This is a genomic window from Paracidovorax wautersii, from assembly GCF_031453675.1.
In the GTDB taxonomy this organism is placed as follows: Bacteria; Pseudomonadota; Gammaproteobacteria; order Burkholderiales; family Burkholderiaceae_C; genus Paracidovorax.
On record NZ_JAVIZX010000001.1, the window covers coordinates 2931851 to 2949267 of the forward strand.

General features: G+C 69.8%; 19 protein-coding genes. 8 read left to right on the forward strand and 11 right to left on the reverse strand.

From position 1 onward, the window contains the following. Positions 1-652 precede the first annotated feature (652 nt). A complete protein-coding gene (rarD, locus tag QE399_RS13240) occupies positions 653-1561 on the forward strand; it encodes an EamA family transporter RarD (protein WP_309829248.1) in 909 nt (302 codons plus the stop codon). A 171-nt stretch (positions 1562-1732) separates the two neighbouring features. Here the strand turns inward: rarD and QE399_RS13245 are convergent, their stop codons facing one another. After that, complete coding sequence (locus QE399_RS13245; RefSeq protein WP_309832096.1) at positions 1733-2320, reverse strand: pseudouridine synthase; 588 nt, start codon at positions 2318-2320, stop codon at positions 1733-1735. Positions 2321-2421: 101 nt separating this feature from the next. After that, positions 2422-3318, reverse strand: a complete 897-nt coding sequence (locus QE399_RS13250) for a peptidoglycan DD-metalloendopeptidase family protein (RefSeq protein ID WP_309829249.1) — start codon at positions 3316-3318, stop codon at positions 2422-2424. 169 nt (positions 3319-3487) lie between these two features. Here QE399_RS13250 and QE399_RS13255 point away from each other — a divergent pair, with 169 nt between their 5' ends. From QE399_RS13255 to QE399_RS13280, 6 genes are all read left to right on the forward strand, one after another. Continuing rightward, positions 3488-4270, forward strand: a complete 783-nt coding sequence (locus QE399_RS13255; RefSeq protein ID WP_309829250.1) for a DUF6250 domain-containing protein — start codon at positions 3488-3490, stop codon at positions 4268-4270. A gap of 245 nt (positions 4271-4515) precedes the next feature. Then, entirely contained in the window at positions 4516-5778 is a 1263-nt protein-coding gene (locus tag QE399_RS13260) for a phospholipase D-like domain-containing protein (RefSeq protein ID WP_309832098.1), read from the forward strand. A 231-nt stretch (positions 5779-6009) separates the two neighbouring features. Further along, positions 6010-6618: a hypothetical protein gene (locus QE399_RS13265; RefSeq protein WP_309829251.1), complete on the forward strand. Its 609-nt coding sequence runs from the start codon at positions 6010-6012 to the stop codon at positions 6616-6618. A gap of 76 nt (positions 6619-6694) precedes the next feature. After that, positions 6695-7237 (forward strand): cysteine hydrolase family protein, encoded by a 543-nt coding sequence (locus QE399_RS13270; protein ID WP_405044114.1) that lies wholly within the window; start codon positions 6695-6697, stop codon positions 7235-7237. Then, positions 7224-7700, forward strand: coding sequence for a DUF421 domain-containing protein (locus QE399_RS13275; RefSeq protein ID WP_309829253.1), 477 nt, complete (start codon positions 7224-7226; stop codon positions 7698-7700). The genes QE399_RS13270 and QE399_RS13275 overlap by 14 nt, the downstream gene beginning before the upstream one ends. A gap of 62 nt (positions 7701-7762) precedes the next feature. Beyond that, positions 7763-7996, forward strand: a complete 234-nt coding sequence (locus QE399_RS13280; RefSeq protein ID WP_309829254.1) for a hypothetical protein — start codon at positions 7763-7765, stop codon at positions 7994-7996. A gap of 171 nt (positions 7997-8167) precedes the next feature. Here the strand turns inward: QE399_RS13280 and QE399_RS13285 are convergent, their stop codons facing one another. Both QE399_RS13285 and QE399_RS13290 read right to left on the reverse strand, forming a co-directional pair. Beyond that, positions 8168-8641 (reverse strand): hypothetical protein, encoded by a 474-nt coding sequence (locus QE399_RS13285; protein WP_309829255.1) that lies wholly within the window; start codon positions 8639-8641, stop codon positions 8168-8170. A gap of 256 nt (positions 8642-8897) precedes the next feature. Then, positions 8898-9371, reverse strand: coding sequence for a CBS domain-containing protein (locus tag QE399_RS13290; protein WP_309829256.1), 474 nt, complete (start codon positions 9369-9371; stop codon positions 8898-8900). A gap of 444 nt (positions 9372-9815) precedes the next feature. On the opposite strand from QE399_RS13290, the gene QE399_RS13295 reads away from it, so the two are divergent. Then, entirely contained in the window at positions 9816-10553 is a 738-nt protein-coding gene (locus QE399_RS13295; RefSeq protein ID WP_309829257.1) for a hypothetical protein, read from the forward strand. 61 nt (positions 10554-10614) lie between these two features. Here the strand turns inward: QE399_RS13295 and QE399_RS13300 are convergent, their stop codons facing one another. From QE399_RS13300 to QE399_RS13330, 7 genes are all read right to left on the reverse strand, one after another. Next, positions 10615-11205, reverse strand: a complete 591-nt coding sequence (locus QE399_RS13300; protein ID WP_309829258.1) for a hypothetical protein — start codon at positions 11203-11205, stop codon at positions 10615-10617. Between the two features lie 247 nt (positions 11206-11452). Next, on the reverse strand, positions 11453-11971 hold the full coding sequence (locus tag QE399_RS13305; protein WP_309829259.1) for a hypothetical protein: 519 nt from the start codon (positions 11969-11971) through the stop codon (positions 11453-11455). Positions 11972-12147: 176 nt separating this feature from the next. Beyond that, positions 12148-12618, reverse strand: a complete 471-nt coding sequence (locus QE399_RS13310; RefSeq protein ID WP_309829260.1) for an SRPBCC family protein — start codon at positions 12616-12618, stop codon at positions 12148-12150. A gap of 251 nt (positions 12619-12869) precedes the next feature. After that, positions 12870-13832 carry an alpha/beta hydrolase gene (locus QE399_RS13315; RefSeq protein WP_309829261.1) on the reverse strand — a complete coding sequence of 321 codons (963 nt, stop codon included), beginning with the start codon at positions 13830-13832 and terminating at the stop codon, positions 12870-12872. A gap of 141 nt (positions 13833-13973) precedes the next feature. Continuing rightward, positions 13974-14306, reverse strand: a complete 333-nt coding sequence (locus QE399_RS13320; protein WP_309829262.1) for a DUF2322 family protein — start codon at positions 14304-14306, stop codon at positions 13974-13976. Between the two features lie 81 nt (positions 14307-14387). Beyond that, positions 14388-15368 carry a restriction endonuclease gene (locus QE399_RS13325; RefSeq protein WP_309829263.1) on the reverse strand — a complete coding sequence of 327 codons (981 nt, stop codon included), beginning with the start codon at positions 15366-15368 and terminating at the stop codon, positions 14388-14390. Between the two features lie 176 nt (positions 15369-15544). Beyond that, positions 15545-17347 (reverse strand): glutamine--tRNA ligase/YqeY domain fusion protein, encoded by a 1803-nt coding sequence (locus QE399_RS13330; RefSeq protein WP_309829264.1) that lies wholly within the window; start codon positions 17345-17347, stop codon positions 15545-15547. Positions 17348-17417 lie beyond the last annotated feature (70 nt).

A 17417-nucleotide genomic window follows, 5' to 3' on the forward strand; every position in this document is an offset into this window, starting at 1 on the left:
CAGCGGCGGTGGCGGAAGGGAGAGCCACCGCCCCGTGCGGGCGACAGAGCGGAGCGAACGGCGGGGTTCGGGCTGGCGGCGCGGGAACGGGCAGAGCGGGCGGCTGCAATGCGAAGCGGCCGATGCTACCGCTTTCCACGCTTTCGTGTGCGCAGGCAGCCTGTGCCGTGCTGGCGGCTGCGTGCGTCAGCGGTCCTGGCCCGCCGCACTGCGCGGTGAGCGAGTCGCCCACGCGGATGGCCATGGAAAAGGGGCGGAGGCCAAGCGGTGGGAGTTGTGCGCAGAAGCGGTGGTGCGGCCAGGCCTGGAGGGCGCGCCACAGCCGCTAAAAGCCGCCCTTGCTTCGCCGCATTTTCAGCCGAAAAAGCGCCGGAATATACCTGCTTTCGGGCCCGCCCAAAGCAAGTGCTTCGTGTCCGCCCGCGCTGCCCAAAAACCGGGCAACGCACCGCGGCCCAAGGCTGGCGCGGCTTGCGCGGGTTATTCGTACAGTTTTCCACAGATCGATTCACAGACATTGGGAACAACTTTTTTTGCTGTGCAGGACCGGGCCCGCCATCGTCGACAATCTCGCCCGGCCTGCAGGCGCCGCCAGCGGCTGGCGCTCTGCTCGCCGCCTTCCCTTCGTTTTTTTCTTTGCCGGGTCTTCCACGTGTTCAAGGGCTTGATCGCCTCCGTCCTCGCGTCCGCGCTGTTCGGGGCCATGTACTACCTCTCGCCCTTGCTGGCACCGCTCGATGGCGAGCAGATCTTCGGCTGGCGGGTGCTGCTCACCCTGCCGTTCACCACGGCGCTCCTGCTGTGGCAGGGCCAGGGCGCGCGCGTGCGCACGCTGCTGCTGCGGGTCTGGCGGCTGCCGTCGCTGGCGCTGGCGCTGGGCCTGCTGCTCAGCGCGGCCCTGCTGGGCGTGCAGCTGTGGCTGTTCATGTGGGCGCCGCTGCATGGCCGGGCGCTGCCGGTATCGCTGGGCTACTTCCTGCTGCCGCTGATGATGGTGCTGACGGGCCGCGTGCTGTACCGCGAGCGTCTCACCCCCGCGCAGCAGGCCGCGGCCGTGCTGGCCGCCGCCGGGGTGCTGTACGAACTGGTGCGCGCGGGCAGCATGTCGTGGGAGACCTGGCTCGTCGCGCTGGGCTACCCCGTGTACTTCGTGCTGCGCCGCCGCCTGGGCACCGACCACCTGTGCGGGCATTGGGTGGACATGGTGCTGATGCTGCCGGCCGCACTGTGGTTCATGCTGCGCGATCCGTCCTCGCTGCCGCTGGCGGCAGGGCAGGCCCATCTGTGGACGCTGCTGCCCGCGATGGGCGCGCTCAGCGGCGTGGCCCTGGCGCTGTACATGGCGGCCAGCCGGCTGCTGCCGCTGGGCCTGTTCGGGCTGCTGAGCTATGTGGAGCCGGTGCTGCTGGTGCTGGTGGCGCTGCTGCTGGGCGAAGGGGTCGCCCGCGCGCAGTGGCCGATGTACGGCTTCATCCTGGCGGCCGTCGTGGCCATGATGGTCGACGGTATCTGGCGCCTGCTGCGCGAGCGGCGCACGCGCAGGGCGCTAAGAACGTGTTGACGATCTCGCAGGGGTCGCGTTGGAGCGCAATCGGGATGGGTGGATGTCTCGGGTGCGCCGCATGGGCTCGTGCCCATGCAAGCAGCCGCGGCCTCCCATCACCCGATTTCGCTCCAACCCGAAGGGCAGTGGTGTGGGCGGGCGGGCTGCCGGGCGGTAGGCAGGCAGGCGTCAGCCCTGCCACTGGCCCGGTGCGAGTCCGTCCAGCGCGTACGGCCCGATGGCCGCGCGGATGAGGCGCAGCGTAGGGAACCCCACGGCCGCCGTCATACGGCGCACCTGGCGGTTGCGGCCCTCGCGGATGGCCAGCTCGATCCACGCGGTGGGGATGTTCTTGCGCTCGCGGATGGGCGGGTCGCGCTCCCACACGGTGGGCGGCGGGTCCATCAGGCGCGCGCGGGCCGGGCGCGTGGGGCCGTCGTTCAGCGGCACGCCGTGGCGCAGCGCTGCGATGGCGTCGTCGCCGGGCGAGCCCTCCACCTGCACCCAGTAGGTCTTCTCCATCTTGAAGCGCGGGTCGGCGATGTGCGCCTGCAGCTTGCCGTCATCGGTCAGCAGCAGCAGGCCTTCGCTGTCCGCATCCAGCCGGCCGGCCACATACACGCCGGGCACGTCGATGAATTCCTTGAGGCCCTTCCACCGCCCCTCCGGGGTGAATTGGCTCAGCACCCCGTAGGGCTTGTGGAAGCGGATCAGCCGGGCCGGCGCGCGCTCCACGGCGGGCGCGGGCCGCGCCGGTGCCGCGCCCGTGCGCTGGATCTGCAGGCGTGGGCGGGGCGGTCGGTCGGCAGGGTTTTGGGTCAAATTGGGCTCCAGCGCTTTATCAGAAATCGCATGTAGCTATTAAAATAATAGCAATATCAGGCGGCGATGAAGAGGGCCGGGTCCACCATGGTGCGGTTCAGCATCACGCCCCAGTGCAGGTGCGGGCCGGTCACGCGGCCGGTGGCGCCGACCTTGCAGAACGCCTGGCCGGTGGCGAGCACGTCGCCCACCTGCACGTCCATGCGGCTGAGGTGGCAGTACATGGTGAGCAGGCCGCCGCCGTGGTCCAGCCAGACCGTGCCGCCGTTGAAGAAATAGTCGCCCACGTCGATCACCCTGCCGGGCAGCGGCGCCACCACGGGCGTGCCGGTGGCGGCCGCGATGTCCATGCCGCTGTGTGGATTGCGCGCCTGGCCGTTGAAGACGCGGCGCAGACCGAACGAGCTGGAGCGGCGCCCCGGTACCGGCACGCGCATCTGCAGATCGGCCGCGCGGGGCAGCGGGGTTGAGAAGGTGGCCATCACCGTGCGCTGGTGGTCACGCTCGCGCTCGTAGCGGGCGTTGTCCTCGGCGGACAGGTCGACCGTGCGCGGGGCCACGTTCAGGCGCTGCTCGCTGTATTTCTTGGCGGCTACCTGGTAAGCCAGCGTGCGCGGTGCCTCGCCGGCGACCTCCACGCGGATCTCCGCGGGCCCGACGGGCGCGGCCAGAGGGATGCCCACCAGGGCCGTCCATTCGATCATGTCGCCCAGCACCAGCAGGGGCACGTCGCCGGCCTGCGCGGTGGGCCGCTGCGCCGCCGGACCGAGCGACAGGCGCGCCACGCCGCCCGGCACCTGGAGCGGATGCGGCCAGACCTGGGCGCCTGCCGGTGCAGCGGCCCAGGCCGCGGGCACCGCCGCAAGGGCCGCACCGGCGCCGGCTGCCCGCAGCAGGGTGCGGCGGTGTGCGGACAGGGGCAGGGCGGAGGCGGGGAAGGGGGGAAGCGTCATGGCGGATCGTGGGGAAAGACGGGGAACACGCCGATCTTCGCACCGCGGCCAGGGCATGGACGGTCAGCGCATATCCAAACATGAAAGTCTGCTGAAGAAACGGCAGCGGTGCGCCGCAAGATGCCGCCTCTTCCGTTGGTTTCAGCGCTTTCAAGAAAAGGTGTTTGGTATGGCAATGCAGTATGCAGGGGCGCGCCGCGCCGTGTGGACGGTGGCGGGCGCCCTGGCGGTGGGTGCGCTCCTGGCCGCGTGCGGCGGCAGCGACGACGCGACGATCGCATCCGACGATTTCACGCAGGGCCTGGCGCAGTGGAAGATCGAGCAGCAAAGCGCGGCCGGCACCGTGACCGCCACCGGCGGCGTGCTGGACATCGTGCAGCCCTCCGGGGCCACGCTGTGGTTTCGCCAGAAGTTCACCGGCGACTACGAGATCACCTTCTCGGCCACGCCCGTGCCGATCAGCTTCGCGGGCACTGCCTTCGTCGACCGCATCTCCGACCTGAACATGTTCTGGAATGCGGTGGACCCGCGCATCGGCTCGGGCGATCCCACGCAGAACAGCTTCGACGGCTCGCTCAATGCGTACAACCCGGTCCGGCTCTACTACGTGGGCTACGGTGCCAACGGCAACACCACCACGCGCCTGCGCCGCAACGACGGCACGGCCAGCCGCCCGCAGATCACCGGCTACGCCACGCCGGCATCCGCTACCGCAGACGACCGCGCCGGCGGCATGACGGCGGCCACCACGCTCATTGCGAACCAGGCCACGCGCGTGCGCATCGTCTCGCGCGCTGCCACGGCCAGCGACCCGGCCACCCTGCAGTGGTATGCCGACGGCGCGCTGGTGTTCAGCTACGCCGACCCGGCGCCGTACCGGGAAGGCTGGTTCGCTCTGCGCACCACCACCAGCCACTGGCAGATCCGCGACTTCCAGGTGCGCAGGCTGTGAGCGGCGGCTGACGGGCGGCAGGGGCGATCGGCAGCGCTCGCCTGCGGCGCTGTGCCGCCGCTGCAGTCGCATCCCTTCCGGGCCGGCGGCGATTCCGATGCCCTCCGACGAGAGCGGAACTGACTACCGCGGGGCCTGGGCACCGCCACGGGCTCCGTGGTGCGAGCGGTGGCGGCGTCAGCCTACAGGGCGCTTGCGGGGCGAACTCGACAATGCCCGCCATGTCACGCTCCCGCCGCAGCACCATGCTGATTGCCTTCCTGACCTTCATCGCCACGGTCGCCCTGGTGCTCGTCGCTCTCAACTTCACGGCCGGCGAGAAGAAGGTGCAGCAGCAGCTGCCGCGGCTGTACACCACCGCCAGCCCGCAGTTCGAGCGGGCGTTGGGCAGCCTGCTCGGCCCCGGTGTGCTGCCGGGCAACGAGGTGGTGGAGCTGCTCAATGGCGACCAGATCTTTCCGCCCATGCTGGCGGCCATCCAGGCGGCGCAGAAGAGCGTCACTTTTGAAACCTACATCTACTGGTCGGGCGACATCGGCAAGCGGTTCGCCGATGCGCTGGCCGAGCGCGCGCGGGCCGGCGTCAAGGTGCATGTGCTGCTCGACTGGGTGGGCAGCGCCAAGATGGAGGAAAGCTACCTCACCGAGATGAAGAACGCCGGCGTGGAGATCGAGAAGTTCCACAAGCCCCACTGGTACAACCTGGCGCGGCTGAACAACCGCACCCACCGCAAGCTGCTCGTCACCGACGGGCAGGTGGGCTTCACGGGCGGGGTCGGCATTGCGCCCGAGTGGACCGGCAACGCGCAGGACCCGGAGCATTGGCGCGATTCGCACTACCAGGTGCGCGGGCCGGTGGTGGCGCAGATGCAGGCCACCTTCCTGGACAACTGGCTCAAGGTGACGGGCGAGGTGCTGCATGGCGAAGAGTATTTCCCCCAGCTCGACGCCGTGGGGCCGCACCGCGCGCAGATGTTCTCCAGCTCGCCGTCGAGCGGCAGCGAGAGCATGCAGCTGATGTACCACCTGGCCATCACGGCGGCCGAGCGCACCATCGATCTGTCGGCGGCGTACTTCGTGCCCGACGAACTCACGCGCAAGCTGCTGCAGGACGCGCTGGCGCGCGGCGTGCGCCTGCGGCTCATCACGCCGGGCGAGCACACCGACACCGAGACGGTGAAGGCCGCCTCGCGCGGCACCTGGGGCGAGCTGCTGCGTGCCGGCGCCGAGATCTACGAATACGAGCCCACCATGTACCACTGCAAGGTGATGATCGTGGACGGGCTGCTGGTCTCCGTGGGCTCCACCAACTTCGACAACCGCTCGTTCCGCCTGAATGACGAGGCCAACCTCAACGTGTACGACGCCGCCTTCGCGCAGCGGCAGACCGCCGTGTTCGAGGCCGATCTGCAGCGCTCGCGCCGCGTGACGCTGGAGGCCTGGGAGAACCGCCCCTGGACCGAGCGGGCCATGGAGCGCGTCACACGGCTGCTGGAAGCGCAGCTGTGATTGGATCGGCCGCCGGCGCCCGCCAATCCAGCGCAGGCTGCTATCAAATTTGAGTAGGGAAGCGCGTCTGTCCGGCAGGTGCGCGCTCGGGGCCGCCGTCCGCGGCCCCACTACAGCGTAATCAGCGCGCGCCTACAGTCCGCACGCAGTGCCGTTCCGAGGATGGTGCAGCGCCCCGCGTTCACGCGCAGGGTCCGCTCCCCACAAACCACACCACATCGGAGAACCCCCATGGCCAAGCCACGATACGACGAAGCGCAGCTCAAGGACCTCTTGCTGCAGATGATGGAAACCGAACTGGGCGGCGAGCAGGTGTACCGCACGGCGCTCACCTGCGCGCTCAACGACGACCTGAAAGAAGAGTGGGAAGGCTATCTGGAAGAGACCCTGAGCCACCAGAACGTGGTGCGCACGACCTGCGAGGCGCTGGGCATCGATGCAGACGAAGTCGTTCCCTCGCGCCTGGTGGTCAAGCACATCGGCGAGTCGCTGGTGAAGGCCATGGAACTCGCCAAGCAGGGCGGCAACCCGGCCGCCGCGCAGCTGGTGGCCTGCGAATGCGTGGTGCATGCCGAGACCAAGGACCACGCCAACTGGGAACTGCTGGGCAAGGTGGCGGAAGTCGCCACCGGGGACACCGGCAAGGCGCTGAAGGATGCGCACGAGCGGGTGGAGAAGGACGAGGACCACCACCTCTACCACACCAAGGGCTGGTGCCGCGAGCTGTGGATCGAGAGCCTGGGCATGCCTGCCGTGCTGCCCCCGCCCGAAGAGGTCAAGCAGGTGGAGACGGCCATCGGCGCCTCGCGGGCCGAGCAGCAGCGCACGCAGATGCTCTGAGGTTCCGCCCGCCGTGCCGCGTGCCGCCAACGCCCTCAAGCGCGCCACCCTGCCGCAGAGCCGGGAGGTGCTGCTGATGGTGGATGTGATCAATCCGCTGGACTTTCCCACCGCGGGCGACCTGCTGCCCGGCGCCGTGGCGGCCGCCCAGGCCATCGCGCGGCTCAAGGCGCGGTTGGCGCGGCGCGGCGTGGCGGCCATCTACGCCAACGACAACTACGGCACCTGGCACAGCGAGTTCCGCGACATCCTGGCGCAGTGCCGCGATCTGCCGGGCGAGCGCGGCGAGATCTCGCGGCTGCTGACGCCGGCGCGCGAAGATCTGGTCATCCTCAAGCCGCAGCACTCGGCCTTCCACTCCACGCCGCTGCAGCACCTGCTGGGCAAGATGCGCACGGAGCAGGTGACCATCGTGGGCCTGGCTGCCGACATGTGCGTGATGCTGACGGCCACCGATGCGCGCATGCTGGGCTACCGCGTCTGGGTGCCCGAGGACTGCACGGCCGCCGAATCGCCGCGGCGCAAGGGCGATGCGCTGCGCCAGCTGCACGAAGTGTTCAAGTGCTCGGTGCGGCCGGCACTGCGCAGCAGAAAGGCCGCCGGCCATGCCCAGTCTTGAAATGGATGCCCTGGAACTGGTGGGCCGAGCGGCCGTGGTCTACGGCGTGCTGCTGCTGCTCATGCGGGCCACGGGCAAGCGCACCGTGGGCCAGTTCACGCCCTTCGACCTGCTGGTGGTGATGCTCGTCAGTGAGGCGGCCGGGCCGTCCATGACGGGCGACGACCACTCCATCTGGGGCGGCCTGCTGGTGTGCCTGATCCTCATCGCGCTCAATACCCTGGTGGGCGTGGTCACTGCGCGCAGCCGCCTGGCCGAGCGGCTGCTGGAAGGCGAGGCCGTGCTGCTCGGGCGCGACGGGCGCATCTTCGACGCCACGCGCAAGCGGCACCGCGTCTCGCAGAACGACATCGAACAGGCCCTGCGCGAGGCCGACTGCGATCTGGACGAGCTGCGCTACGCTTTCCTGGAAGCGGACGGCAGCGTCAGCATCCAGAAGCGCCGAGGCAAAGCCGATACATGACGCGCAGGTGCCCGCGCAGTACTTCTCTCCGCCCCCAACCCAAAACAACAAGGACTCATCCCATGCAAGCTTGGATGGATGCACTGCAGTGGCCGGCCTTCGTATGCTCGGTCCTGGCGGCCTATCTGGTCGCGTCGGAATCGGAGCGGCGGCGTAACGCCGGCTTCTGGGTGTTTCTGGGCAGCAACGTGCTGTGGATCGCCTGGGGTGTGCCGGCCAGTGCCTGGGCGGTGGTGGCGCTGCAGGTGTGCCTGGCGGTGATGAACATCCGCGGCCTGAAGAAGACGCAGAAGTAGGGCGAACTGTCGGGCCCAAGCCCAGGAGCCGGCGCTGAAGCAGATCGGGGCTCAAAGCCCCGAAAGGACTTTGAACAGGTTCTCAGAAAGGCAGACAGCCGGCATGCCCCTGTGAGAGGCGTGCCGGCTGCGGGCCGTGGGGAAGCGAACGGGCGCGGTGGTTGTTCCGGCTCAGACCGCGGATCCCACCCCGCCCACGGCGGCCGTGTTGCGCAGCATGGTGGGCTCGCTGGCGACGGCGTTCAGCGAACCATCGCCGCCGATGCGGAAGTGTGCATTGGCCGCGTTGGCGACCTGCAGGTAAGCCGAGAACTGCTGTGCAGGCAGCGTGAGCGTGCCGCGGGCCGAATCGGGTTCGAGCACGAAGCTGTGCGACACGGCAGCCGGATCGTCGGTGAAGCCGATCTGCAGCATGGTGCTGTGGCGGCCCTCGCGCGAGCCGGTCAGTTCGATGATGCCGACAGCGTTCGGCACCTCATAGCCCTCGTCGCTGAAGCTCTGGCGGCCGGACAGCGCGATCACGCGCACGGCCTTGACCTTGGTGGTGACGTAGGCCATCCACTTGGGGGTGAGATCCGTGGGGGTGAAGACCTGGAACAGGCCGCTGTGCCCCGGTGGCCGGGCGTAGTCTTGGACGTTCTTCATGGGTGTGATGGGAATCTGGAGATAGACGGCTGTGGATCCGCCGCAGGCGCGGACGCGCGCAGGGGGCCGCGGCGCGTTGCCGCCGGGCGGGCAGGGAGGCGCAGGTGCAGGAAGGCGGCATGCACGCCGGCCGGCCCCCGCGCGCAGGCCCGGCCGTCAGGGCGCAGCGGCCCGCGTTGGGGCCAGCGACCGGGGCACTGGGGTGCGATCAGGGTGGGCAGGGGGTGCATGCTTGTTTCCTGTGTCGGGCGCAGGCTCAGTCGGTCTGGCCGCCGCCGGCAGGGCCCGCGGCGGCGGACTGGCTGGAGCGGTCCGGCGCAGCGGGCTCCGAGATGGCGCGGAGGGCATCGGCGCCCTGCTGTACGTCGGCGCCGGTGGCCACGTCGGCCATCGCCACGATGCCCACCAGGCGCTTGTCGCGGTCCACCACCGGCATGCGGCGGATCTGCTGGCCGCGCATGGTGGTCAGCGCCTGCTCCAGCGGCTCGTCCTCGAAGCAGTACAGGGGCTCTTCGGTCATCACGTCGCCGATGCGTGCGTGGGCACGTTCCTCGGCCAGGGCCCGCACGACGATGTCGCGGTCGGTCACCAGGCCGACGAGGCGGTTTCGGTCGCATACGGGCAGCGAGCCCACATTGAGCTCACGCATCGCCTGCGCGGCGAAGGTGAGCGAGTCGGTGGGGGCCATGGTGCGCACCCCTCGGGTCATGATGTCGGATACGGTTTGCATGGGTGTCTCTCCAGCGTAAGGGCTAAAAAACACGCGTGCCTTGGATTGCGTGCATGGCTTGACTCTGCGCGCCGCTCCCACCCTGGATGGTGAGACTTGTCTTACATGGGGGTAGGAGAGAGCGCTGTTGCGAACGTTTCCTGTTGCCGCCGCGGCATTTTTCTGCGTGGAGCCTGGAACGCCCCGGCGTCTGTTGCCATTGGAACGGGCTGCGCCCTACGCCCGTGTGGTCCATGACCTACCGCCTACGCCGGACCACAGCCAAAGCATGTGTCTACGTTCGGTGCGCGGCACGCAGCGGACGAACGCCTCGCCTCAATGGGTGTGTGGTTCACGGGCCTTCCAACGGGCGCGACACGCCTTTGGACCCTGACTGGCAACACCGCGCACCGTGCGCACTTCCGTCTTGCTTCCCCCTTCGTTCCGCTTTGCAAGGAGACTGCCATGGCACACCGCGACGACGACAACCGCTACCCGCGCCCACCCTCCGGGCGCGACCTCGACGATCGCCCTTTCCATCCTGACCGCGAGAGCGAGAACTGGGGCAGCGCCTATGGCGGCCCGCGTGCGGTTGCCGGCGGCTACGCGGGGCGCTGCCAAGCCCCGCAAGAGCAGGGCGGTTGGGCCGGCTCCGGTACCGCAAGCGGCCACGGCGATCGCGGCCACGACGATCGCTCTGCCTGGGAGCGCCAGAACGAGGGCGGCTACGCCTACGACTACGACTATGGCGGCCGCGGTGGTGGTGCCGGCGGCCCGCGCCGCTCCAACTATGGCTATGGCAGCGACGAGTTCGCCGACGACTACGGCCACCGCCAGTTCGGGGACGGCATCGCGACGGCCGGCGGCTTCTACGGCAACCGTGACCGCTTCCCCGGTGGCCGCGCGCCGCAGCGTTCACAGGCGCACCACGACCCCGACTACCTGCAATGGCGCAACGAACAACTGCGCAGCCTGGACAGCGACTACGAAAGCTGGCGCCGCGAGCGCTACCAGAAGTTCTCGGAAGATTTCAACACCTGGCGCAGCCAGCGTGCCACGCAGAATGAGAATGTCCCGGCGGCTCAGGCCTCCGCCTCGGCCTCGTTGCAGCCGTCAACGCCTGTGCCGGCGCAGGAGCCAGGCGACGCAGCAGCGGCGCGCGAAGAGGGCGAGGAGGGCGCCAGCGCGACGCGCAAGGCGTGAATCGCGTGGCAGGTGCGCCAGCCCCTACGGCCAGCGCGATCGACCGCATTGCGGCTGGCGCTCATCCGGGCCGCCCGGCCGCGTTCTGCGGGGCCGTCGCCGCCGTGCCGCCGCCTGGTGCGCGCTGCCGCACGCGATAGCGGTAGCAGCGCCACGCTTCCTCGGCAAAAGGCAGCAGCACCAGGACGAGCGTCGCCGTGCCGTAAGCGAGTAGCAGCGCCGGCGTGTGGGCCGCGAGCGGGCGGGGCCGCAGCGCCCAGGGCGATGCGGCCGGCGCGCCGTGCACCACCATGTCGAGCCCCACCACCACGATCAGGCCCAGCGGAATGGCTTCCAGAAAGCTGTGCACCATCTGCTCGAAGGGCGTCACATCGCGCCGTTGCACCACGTAGTGCAGCTCCAGCCAGGTGAGGCCCTGGTGCGCCAGCCAGGCCGCCAGCAACAGGCCGATGAGCAGGGGCGACGGCTGCAGCCACAGCGCTAGCAGCAGGGCCGCGCCGCCCAGGGCCAGCAGCACCCAATGGAACATGCATTCCGCCAGGCCACTGGTGGCTTCGATGCGGGTGCGCCGGTGGCACCACCAGTCCACGCATCCGGCCACCAGCCAGCCGGCGACGGCGAGTTGGATGAACAGCAGGGTGGTGGTGGACATCGGCGTCAGGGGCGAGCGGGTGGAGGAGGAGGTTGGCCCAAGATGGCGGGCTCCACCTTCTTGACCGGCAAGCTAAGGCGGGCGGCAGCGCCCGGGCGTCGGACGGCTGCGCATCTGCAAGGTTGCGGTACCTGGATTGAACTCGGCGCTGGCGCAATCGGGATCAGCGCAGCCAGCTACATTTTTGGGAGCGTTGGAACAGGCCGGGACCGCGCCATCCGGCGGGGGCCGGCCTGCCGTACACACATCAGCCGCCGGAACCGCCGCTGCCACCCGATCCCGAGCCACCCGAGCCACCCGAGCCTGCCCCGCCGCCGGACCCGCTGCCGGACCCGCCCACGCCGCCGCCAGAACCACCCCCTGAACTGCCACCGGAGCCCGCACGGTCCCCCTTGCCGGGGTCCACCCGCGAGCCGCCGCTGCTGCCGGCGCCGCTGCCAGTGCCGGACTTGGAGCGGTTGCCGCTCTTGCCACCGCTGCCGCTCTGCGATGCGCCGCTGGACGGTGCCGCGGAGGGCGAAGAGGACGAGGTGCCGCTGTCCATGGACCCACCAGAGCTGCCCTGGCCCGTCGTGGCACCGGCACCGTTACCGCCGCTGCCGGACGCGCCGCCGCTGCCACCGCCGCTGGAGGGCTGCGTCGTGCTGCCCATGCCGCCGCCGGCGTTGCCGCCACCGGCGCCCTGGCCGCCCGTCTGGGCCATGGCGGGTACGCACAGCAAGGCGCTGGAGGCACACATCGCTACGAGAAGTTTTCGGTCCATCATGTCAAATCTCCTTGAAGTGGAGATTCCACGCTAGGGGCCGGGCCAACCCCATCTTGTGGGCCCTTCCTCCCGGGGCCTGTAGGAATGCTCTTGTCGAGTTCCACCGCCCCTGCCGGGCACCGACCGCCGTGGGCCGGCCGGCAGGCCAGGCCGGTGCAGCCTCCCTTCCCCCTCGCTCAGCCCGGAATGTCCGGCTCCACCAGCTGGGCCAGCAGCTGCAGCGAGTCCTGCCAGCCGAGGTAGCAGCCCGACACCGGAATCGCGGCGGGGATGCCTTCCTGCACGGCCGTCAGCTCCGTGCCCACCTCCACCGCGCGCAGCGTGATGGTGGTGCGCATCTCGCCGGGCATGGCGGGGTCGTCGAAGCGGTCGGTGTTGACGATGCGTTCGTTGGGCACCAGCTCCAGGTATTCGCCGCCGAACGCGTGGACGGTGCCGCTGCTGAAGTTGGTGAACTGCATGCGGTAGCGGCCGCCCACGCGCGCATCCATTTCCAGCACGCGGCCGGTGAAGCCGTGCGGCGGCAGCCATTTGGACATGGCGTCCGGGTCGAGGAAGGCGCGGTACACGCGCTCGGGCGGGGAGCGCAGCACACGGTGCAGGCGGACGGTGCCGGCGGGAGTGGAAGGCGGTGCGGTATCAGGCATGGAGTCTCCTGGGTGAAGGAGGGCGCATGGGGATGCAGGCCGCAGGCGCTGCGCTGCCATGCGCCGTGCGGATGCGTGAGGCCCGCATGCGCACGACGGGTGGCGCTGCGGGGCAGGGCCATTGTTTCGCAAACAGCCCGCTGCGGCCAGCAGCGCGTTGGTGTGCCGCCATGCGTGCGCCGCCTTGCCATGCCGCGAAGGCCCCAACGGCCTGCGGCCCTGCCACTTCGGCCCGGATGGCCGCGCGGCCATCAGGGCGTGCGTGCGGGGGGCGTGCTGTGGACGAAGGCCGCCACGTCGTCCAGCACAGGGGCGATGCCGCGCAGCGGCCAGGCGAAGGCGCCCACCAGCGTGGTGTGGCGCGCATGCGGATAGGTGCGCAGCGTGACGGGCACGCCCGTGGCCTGCAGGCGGCCCGCCAACTGCAGCGTGCTGCGCTCGGGGCTGACCAGCGAGTCCTTCTCCGCCGCGCCCAGAAAGGCCGGCGGCGCACCGGCGTGCGCGAAGCCGACCGGCTGGGCGTCCGGCGGGTAATCGGGGTGGTGGAACACGCTCTGCACATCCGGGTTGTCGGAGGGCAGAAAGTCGTACGGCCCCGCCAGCCCGATCCAGCCGGCCAGCTCGCGCGGCGCATGGCCGGCACCGCCCAGCCAGCGCGGGTCCAGCGCCAGCATGGCGGCGTTGTAGCCGCCCGCGCTGTGGCCCATGGCGAAGACGCGGCGGGGATTGCCGCCCAGGCTTGCGGCGTGGTCCAGGCCCCAGGCCAGTGCCTGTGCGCTGTCCTTCAGGAAGTCGGGGTAGCGCACCTCGGGGTACAGCCGGTAGTCCGCCACCAGGGTGAGCACCCCGCGCGATGCCAGGGCCTGGCCGAGGAAGAGATAGTCGCCGCGCTCGCCGCTCTTCCAGGTGCCGCCGTAGAAGAACACAACCACGGGCCAGCCGCCGGCCGGTGCCGATCCGGCGGGCCGGTACACGTCCAGCCGCTGGCGGGGCAGGGCGCCGTAGGCCACGCCGTGGTCCACCTCGGCCGCGCTGCGCGGCGTCAGGGCGTTGAGCGTGCCCACGCCTGAACAGGCCGCCAGCCCCGCAGCCAGGGCCAGCAGGCCGGCGACGCGGGCGGTGCGCTTCCAGCGCGCGGCAGAGGACAGGGAGCGGGAGGGCACGGTGGGCGTAGACACCGGCGAGGGCGAGGATGAGGCGTAAGGCAGCGGCATGCGAAGGCGTAATGAGGTCGGAGGGCGATAGGGCGCGAGCCCGTGTGCCCTTCTTACGCAAGGCGCCGCGCCGCGGATCGGCGGCGCTGGCCGTCCTGCCCAGCGCGGCGGCGGCCTCCTACAGGCGCCGCAGGTCCGCCGTCAGGCAGCGGCAGCCGCCGCAGGCACCAGGCGCACGGCGTACTCCGCATCGGCGCCCGCCCAGGCCACCAGCCGGTCGATGTTGGGGTGCTTGCCCGGATGCGCCTGCGCGTCGGCCGTGTGCTCCGCATACCACTCCAGCCCCAGCGTGGCCGCGGCCGGCGTGATGCGGCCGCCGTACAGCTGCCCCAGCGCGTGGTACACGGCCACCGAACCGGCCTGGCCGGGCTTGTTCTCCAGCGTGGCAATGACCTGACCGTCCGCGCCGAGAAGTTGAAGGGCGGCGACGTGGGCGACGGAGGGGAGCTGCTTGAGGCGGTCTGCGAAGGTCATGAAAAATATGTGAATGAAAAATGGCTTCAGCGCTCATTCTACGGGCGCAAGCAGCTATCAAAAGAGAAGCAATATGCTGGCTCAGCTCGCCATGGGCAGCGTCCGTTTGCAGCGTGGATGGTGGCTGCAGGCCCAGAAGCGGGCGCCGTCCCGGGAGCGCTTGCGCTCGACCATCTTGGTGCCGCAGCTGGCGCAGGTGGGGCGCCAGTACTCGCCCTCGAACGCCACCTGTAGCAGGGCCTGCTGCTGCGCCTCGGTCCGCTGCGCGATCAGCGACAGCAGGCGCTTGCCGTTCAGGGCGCTGATGCCGTTGTCCTTGGCGAATTGCAGGGCGTCTTCGGTATAGGTGGAGGTGGTGGCGTAGGTGCCGCGCTGCAGCTTGTGGGCCGCCATCACGCCATAGAACTCCCGCATCTCCCGCACGCCCACGGGCTTGCCCTGCCAGTGCTTGCACTGCACGACCGCGGCGGGTCCGTCGCTGTGCGCGCTGTACAGCCAGATGTCGACGCCGCCATCGGCCCCATGGGATTGGGCGCGGGTCTGGAACCCGGCCTGCGCGAAGAGCGCCTCGCACACGGCTTCGAAGCGCCGCCATTCGATGGCGGCGAAGACCTCGGGGCCCCAGCGGGCTGCCGGCTGCCGGACAGGCTCCGGCTCCGGGACGGGGGGAACGCCGGCGGTGCCGGCTGGCGCAGCACCGTCGAACGCATCGGCGTGCGCTGGCGTGTGCGGGCTGGGCAAGGGGCGATCGGATCCGGCGGGAGGCGCTGGGGATCGGGCCGTGCGCGATGGTGCCCGCATGCGTTGCACGGTGGGGGCTGATGCCTCCGCGCCGTTGTTGCGCCGTACCAGCCGGTGCGCCAGCAGCAGCGCCGCACCGATCGCCAGAAGCACCCAGCCCAGTGGCCGCACATTGGCCGCCACTTGGCTGATCAGGGGTGAGCTGCGGGTGAACCACGGGGCCGCCAGCAGGGCGGCGCCGATGATGCAGGCGATGACGCCTTTTTCGAGCAAGGTGTCGAGCGCGCGGGCCTGGCGGCGGCGCGAACGTGAACGGGCCATGGCAAATCCCCCCTTATCGGACTGCATCCGCTCTGGGTGCGGATTTCAGGGGACTTTAAGCCAAAAACGTCTCCAGCCCTTGATGTAAGAGTGCTGTCAGCTATCAAACTGGTAGCGATTGCGCCGAGGCATCCGCGAGCGGTCGCCCGCAAAGCGGACTGCCCCGGCTTGGGGCTTCACTTGCCCCAGCTGTCCTTCAACCCCGTCACCCGGTTGAACACCGGCTTGCCCGGCGCGTGGTCCTTGCGGTCCGCGACGAAGTAGCCGAAGCGCTCGAACTGGAACTTCTCGTCCGGCTGGGCGTTGGCGAGCGAAGGCTCGACATAGGCGGTCACCACCTTCAGGCTGTCCGGGTTCAGCAGGGCCAGATAGTCCTTGCCGCCGGCGTCCGGCTGAGCGTCGGTGAACAACCGGTCGTACAGGCGCACTTCCGCGGGCACGCCATCGGCCACGCCCACCCAGGTGATGGCGGCCTTCACCTTCACGGTGTCGGCGCCCGGGGTGCCGCTCTTGGTGTCGGGCACCACGGTGGCGTTCACCTGGGTGATCTTGCCGTCGGCGTCTTTCTCGCAGCCGGTGCACTCGATGACGTAGCCGCCCTTCAGGCGCACCTTGTTGCCGGGGAACAGGCGCTTGTAGCCCTTGGGCGGCACTTCCTCGAAGTCCTCGCGCTCGATCCAGACTTCCTTGCCCAGCGTGAAGTGGCGCACGGGGCTTTCCACGCCTTCGGGCGGGTGGGGCAGGGCGGGCAGGCTGCAGGGCTCCAGGTGGCCGGCGCCCATCACCTCGTCCCAGTTGGTGAGCACGAGCTTGACCGGGTCCAGCGCCACCATGCCGCGGTGGGCCTTGGCCTCCAGGTCTTCGCGCAGGCAGCCTTCCAGCGTGCTGTAGTCGATCCAGCTGTAGTCCTTGGTCACGCCGATGCGGTCGCAGAACAGGCGGATGGCTTCGGGCGTGTAGCCGCGGCGGCGCAAGCCCACGATGGTGGGCATGCGGGGGTCGTCCCATCCGCTCACGATGCCGTTGTCCACCAGGTGCTTGAGCTTGCGCTTGCTGGTGATCACGTAGGTGAGGTTCAGCCGCGCGAACTCGTACTGGCGCGGCTGGGGCGCGGCGATCAGGCCGCCCTCGACCAGGCGGTCCATCAACCAGTCGTAGAAGGGACGCTGGTCTTCGAACTCCAGCGTGCAGATGCTGTGGGTGATGTGCTCCAGCGCGTCCTCGATGGGGTGGGCGAAGGTGTACATCGGGTAGATGCACCACTGGTTGCCGGTGTTGTGGTGCTCGGCGTGCTTGATGCGGTAGATGGCCGGGTCGCGCAGGTTGATGTTGGGCGAGGCCATGTCGATCTTGGCGCGCAGCACGGCGGCGCCGTCGGGCAGTTCGCCGGCCTTCATGGCACGGAAGCGCGCCAGGTTCTCGGCCACGGTGCGGCTGCGGAAGGGGCTGTCTACGCCGGGCTTGCCGAAGTCGCCGCGGTTGGCGCGCATCTCTTCGGGCGTCTGCTCGTCCACGTAGGCGTTGCCGGTCTCGATCAGGTACTCGGCGGCGCGGTACATGAAGTCGAAATAATTGCTGGCGTAGTACAGGTGGTCCGTGCCGTGGGCCTTCCAGTCGAAGCCGAGCCAGTGCACGGCGTCGATGATGGCGTCCACGTACTCCTGGTCTTCCTTCTCGGGGTTGGTGTCGTCGAAGCGCAGGTGGCAGACGCCGCCGTAGTCGGCGGCCAAGCCGAAGTTCAGGCAGATGCTCTTGGCGTGGCCCACGTGCAGGTAGCCGTTGGGCTCGGGCGGGAAGCGCGTGCGGATCTTGGCCGGGTCGGGCTGGCCGGCGGCGTGCGATGCGCCGTCGCCAGGGGCGCCGCCCCAGCGGGCCTGGGCGTGGGTGCCCTTGGCCAGATCGCTTTCGATGATCTGCCGCAGGAAGTTGCTGGGCTTGGGGGTGTCTTTGGAGGTGTCGGGGGAGGCGGGGGAGCTCATCCCCGCATTCTAGGAGGGCGGCGCCGGCAATTTGAGCCGCAGGGCTCCGGCCACGGGCAGCCGCATGGCC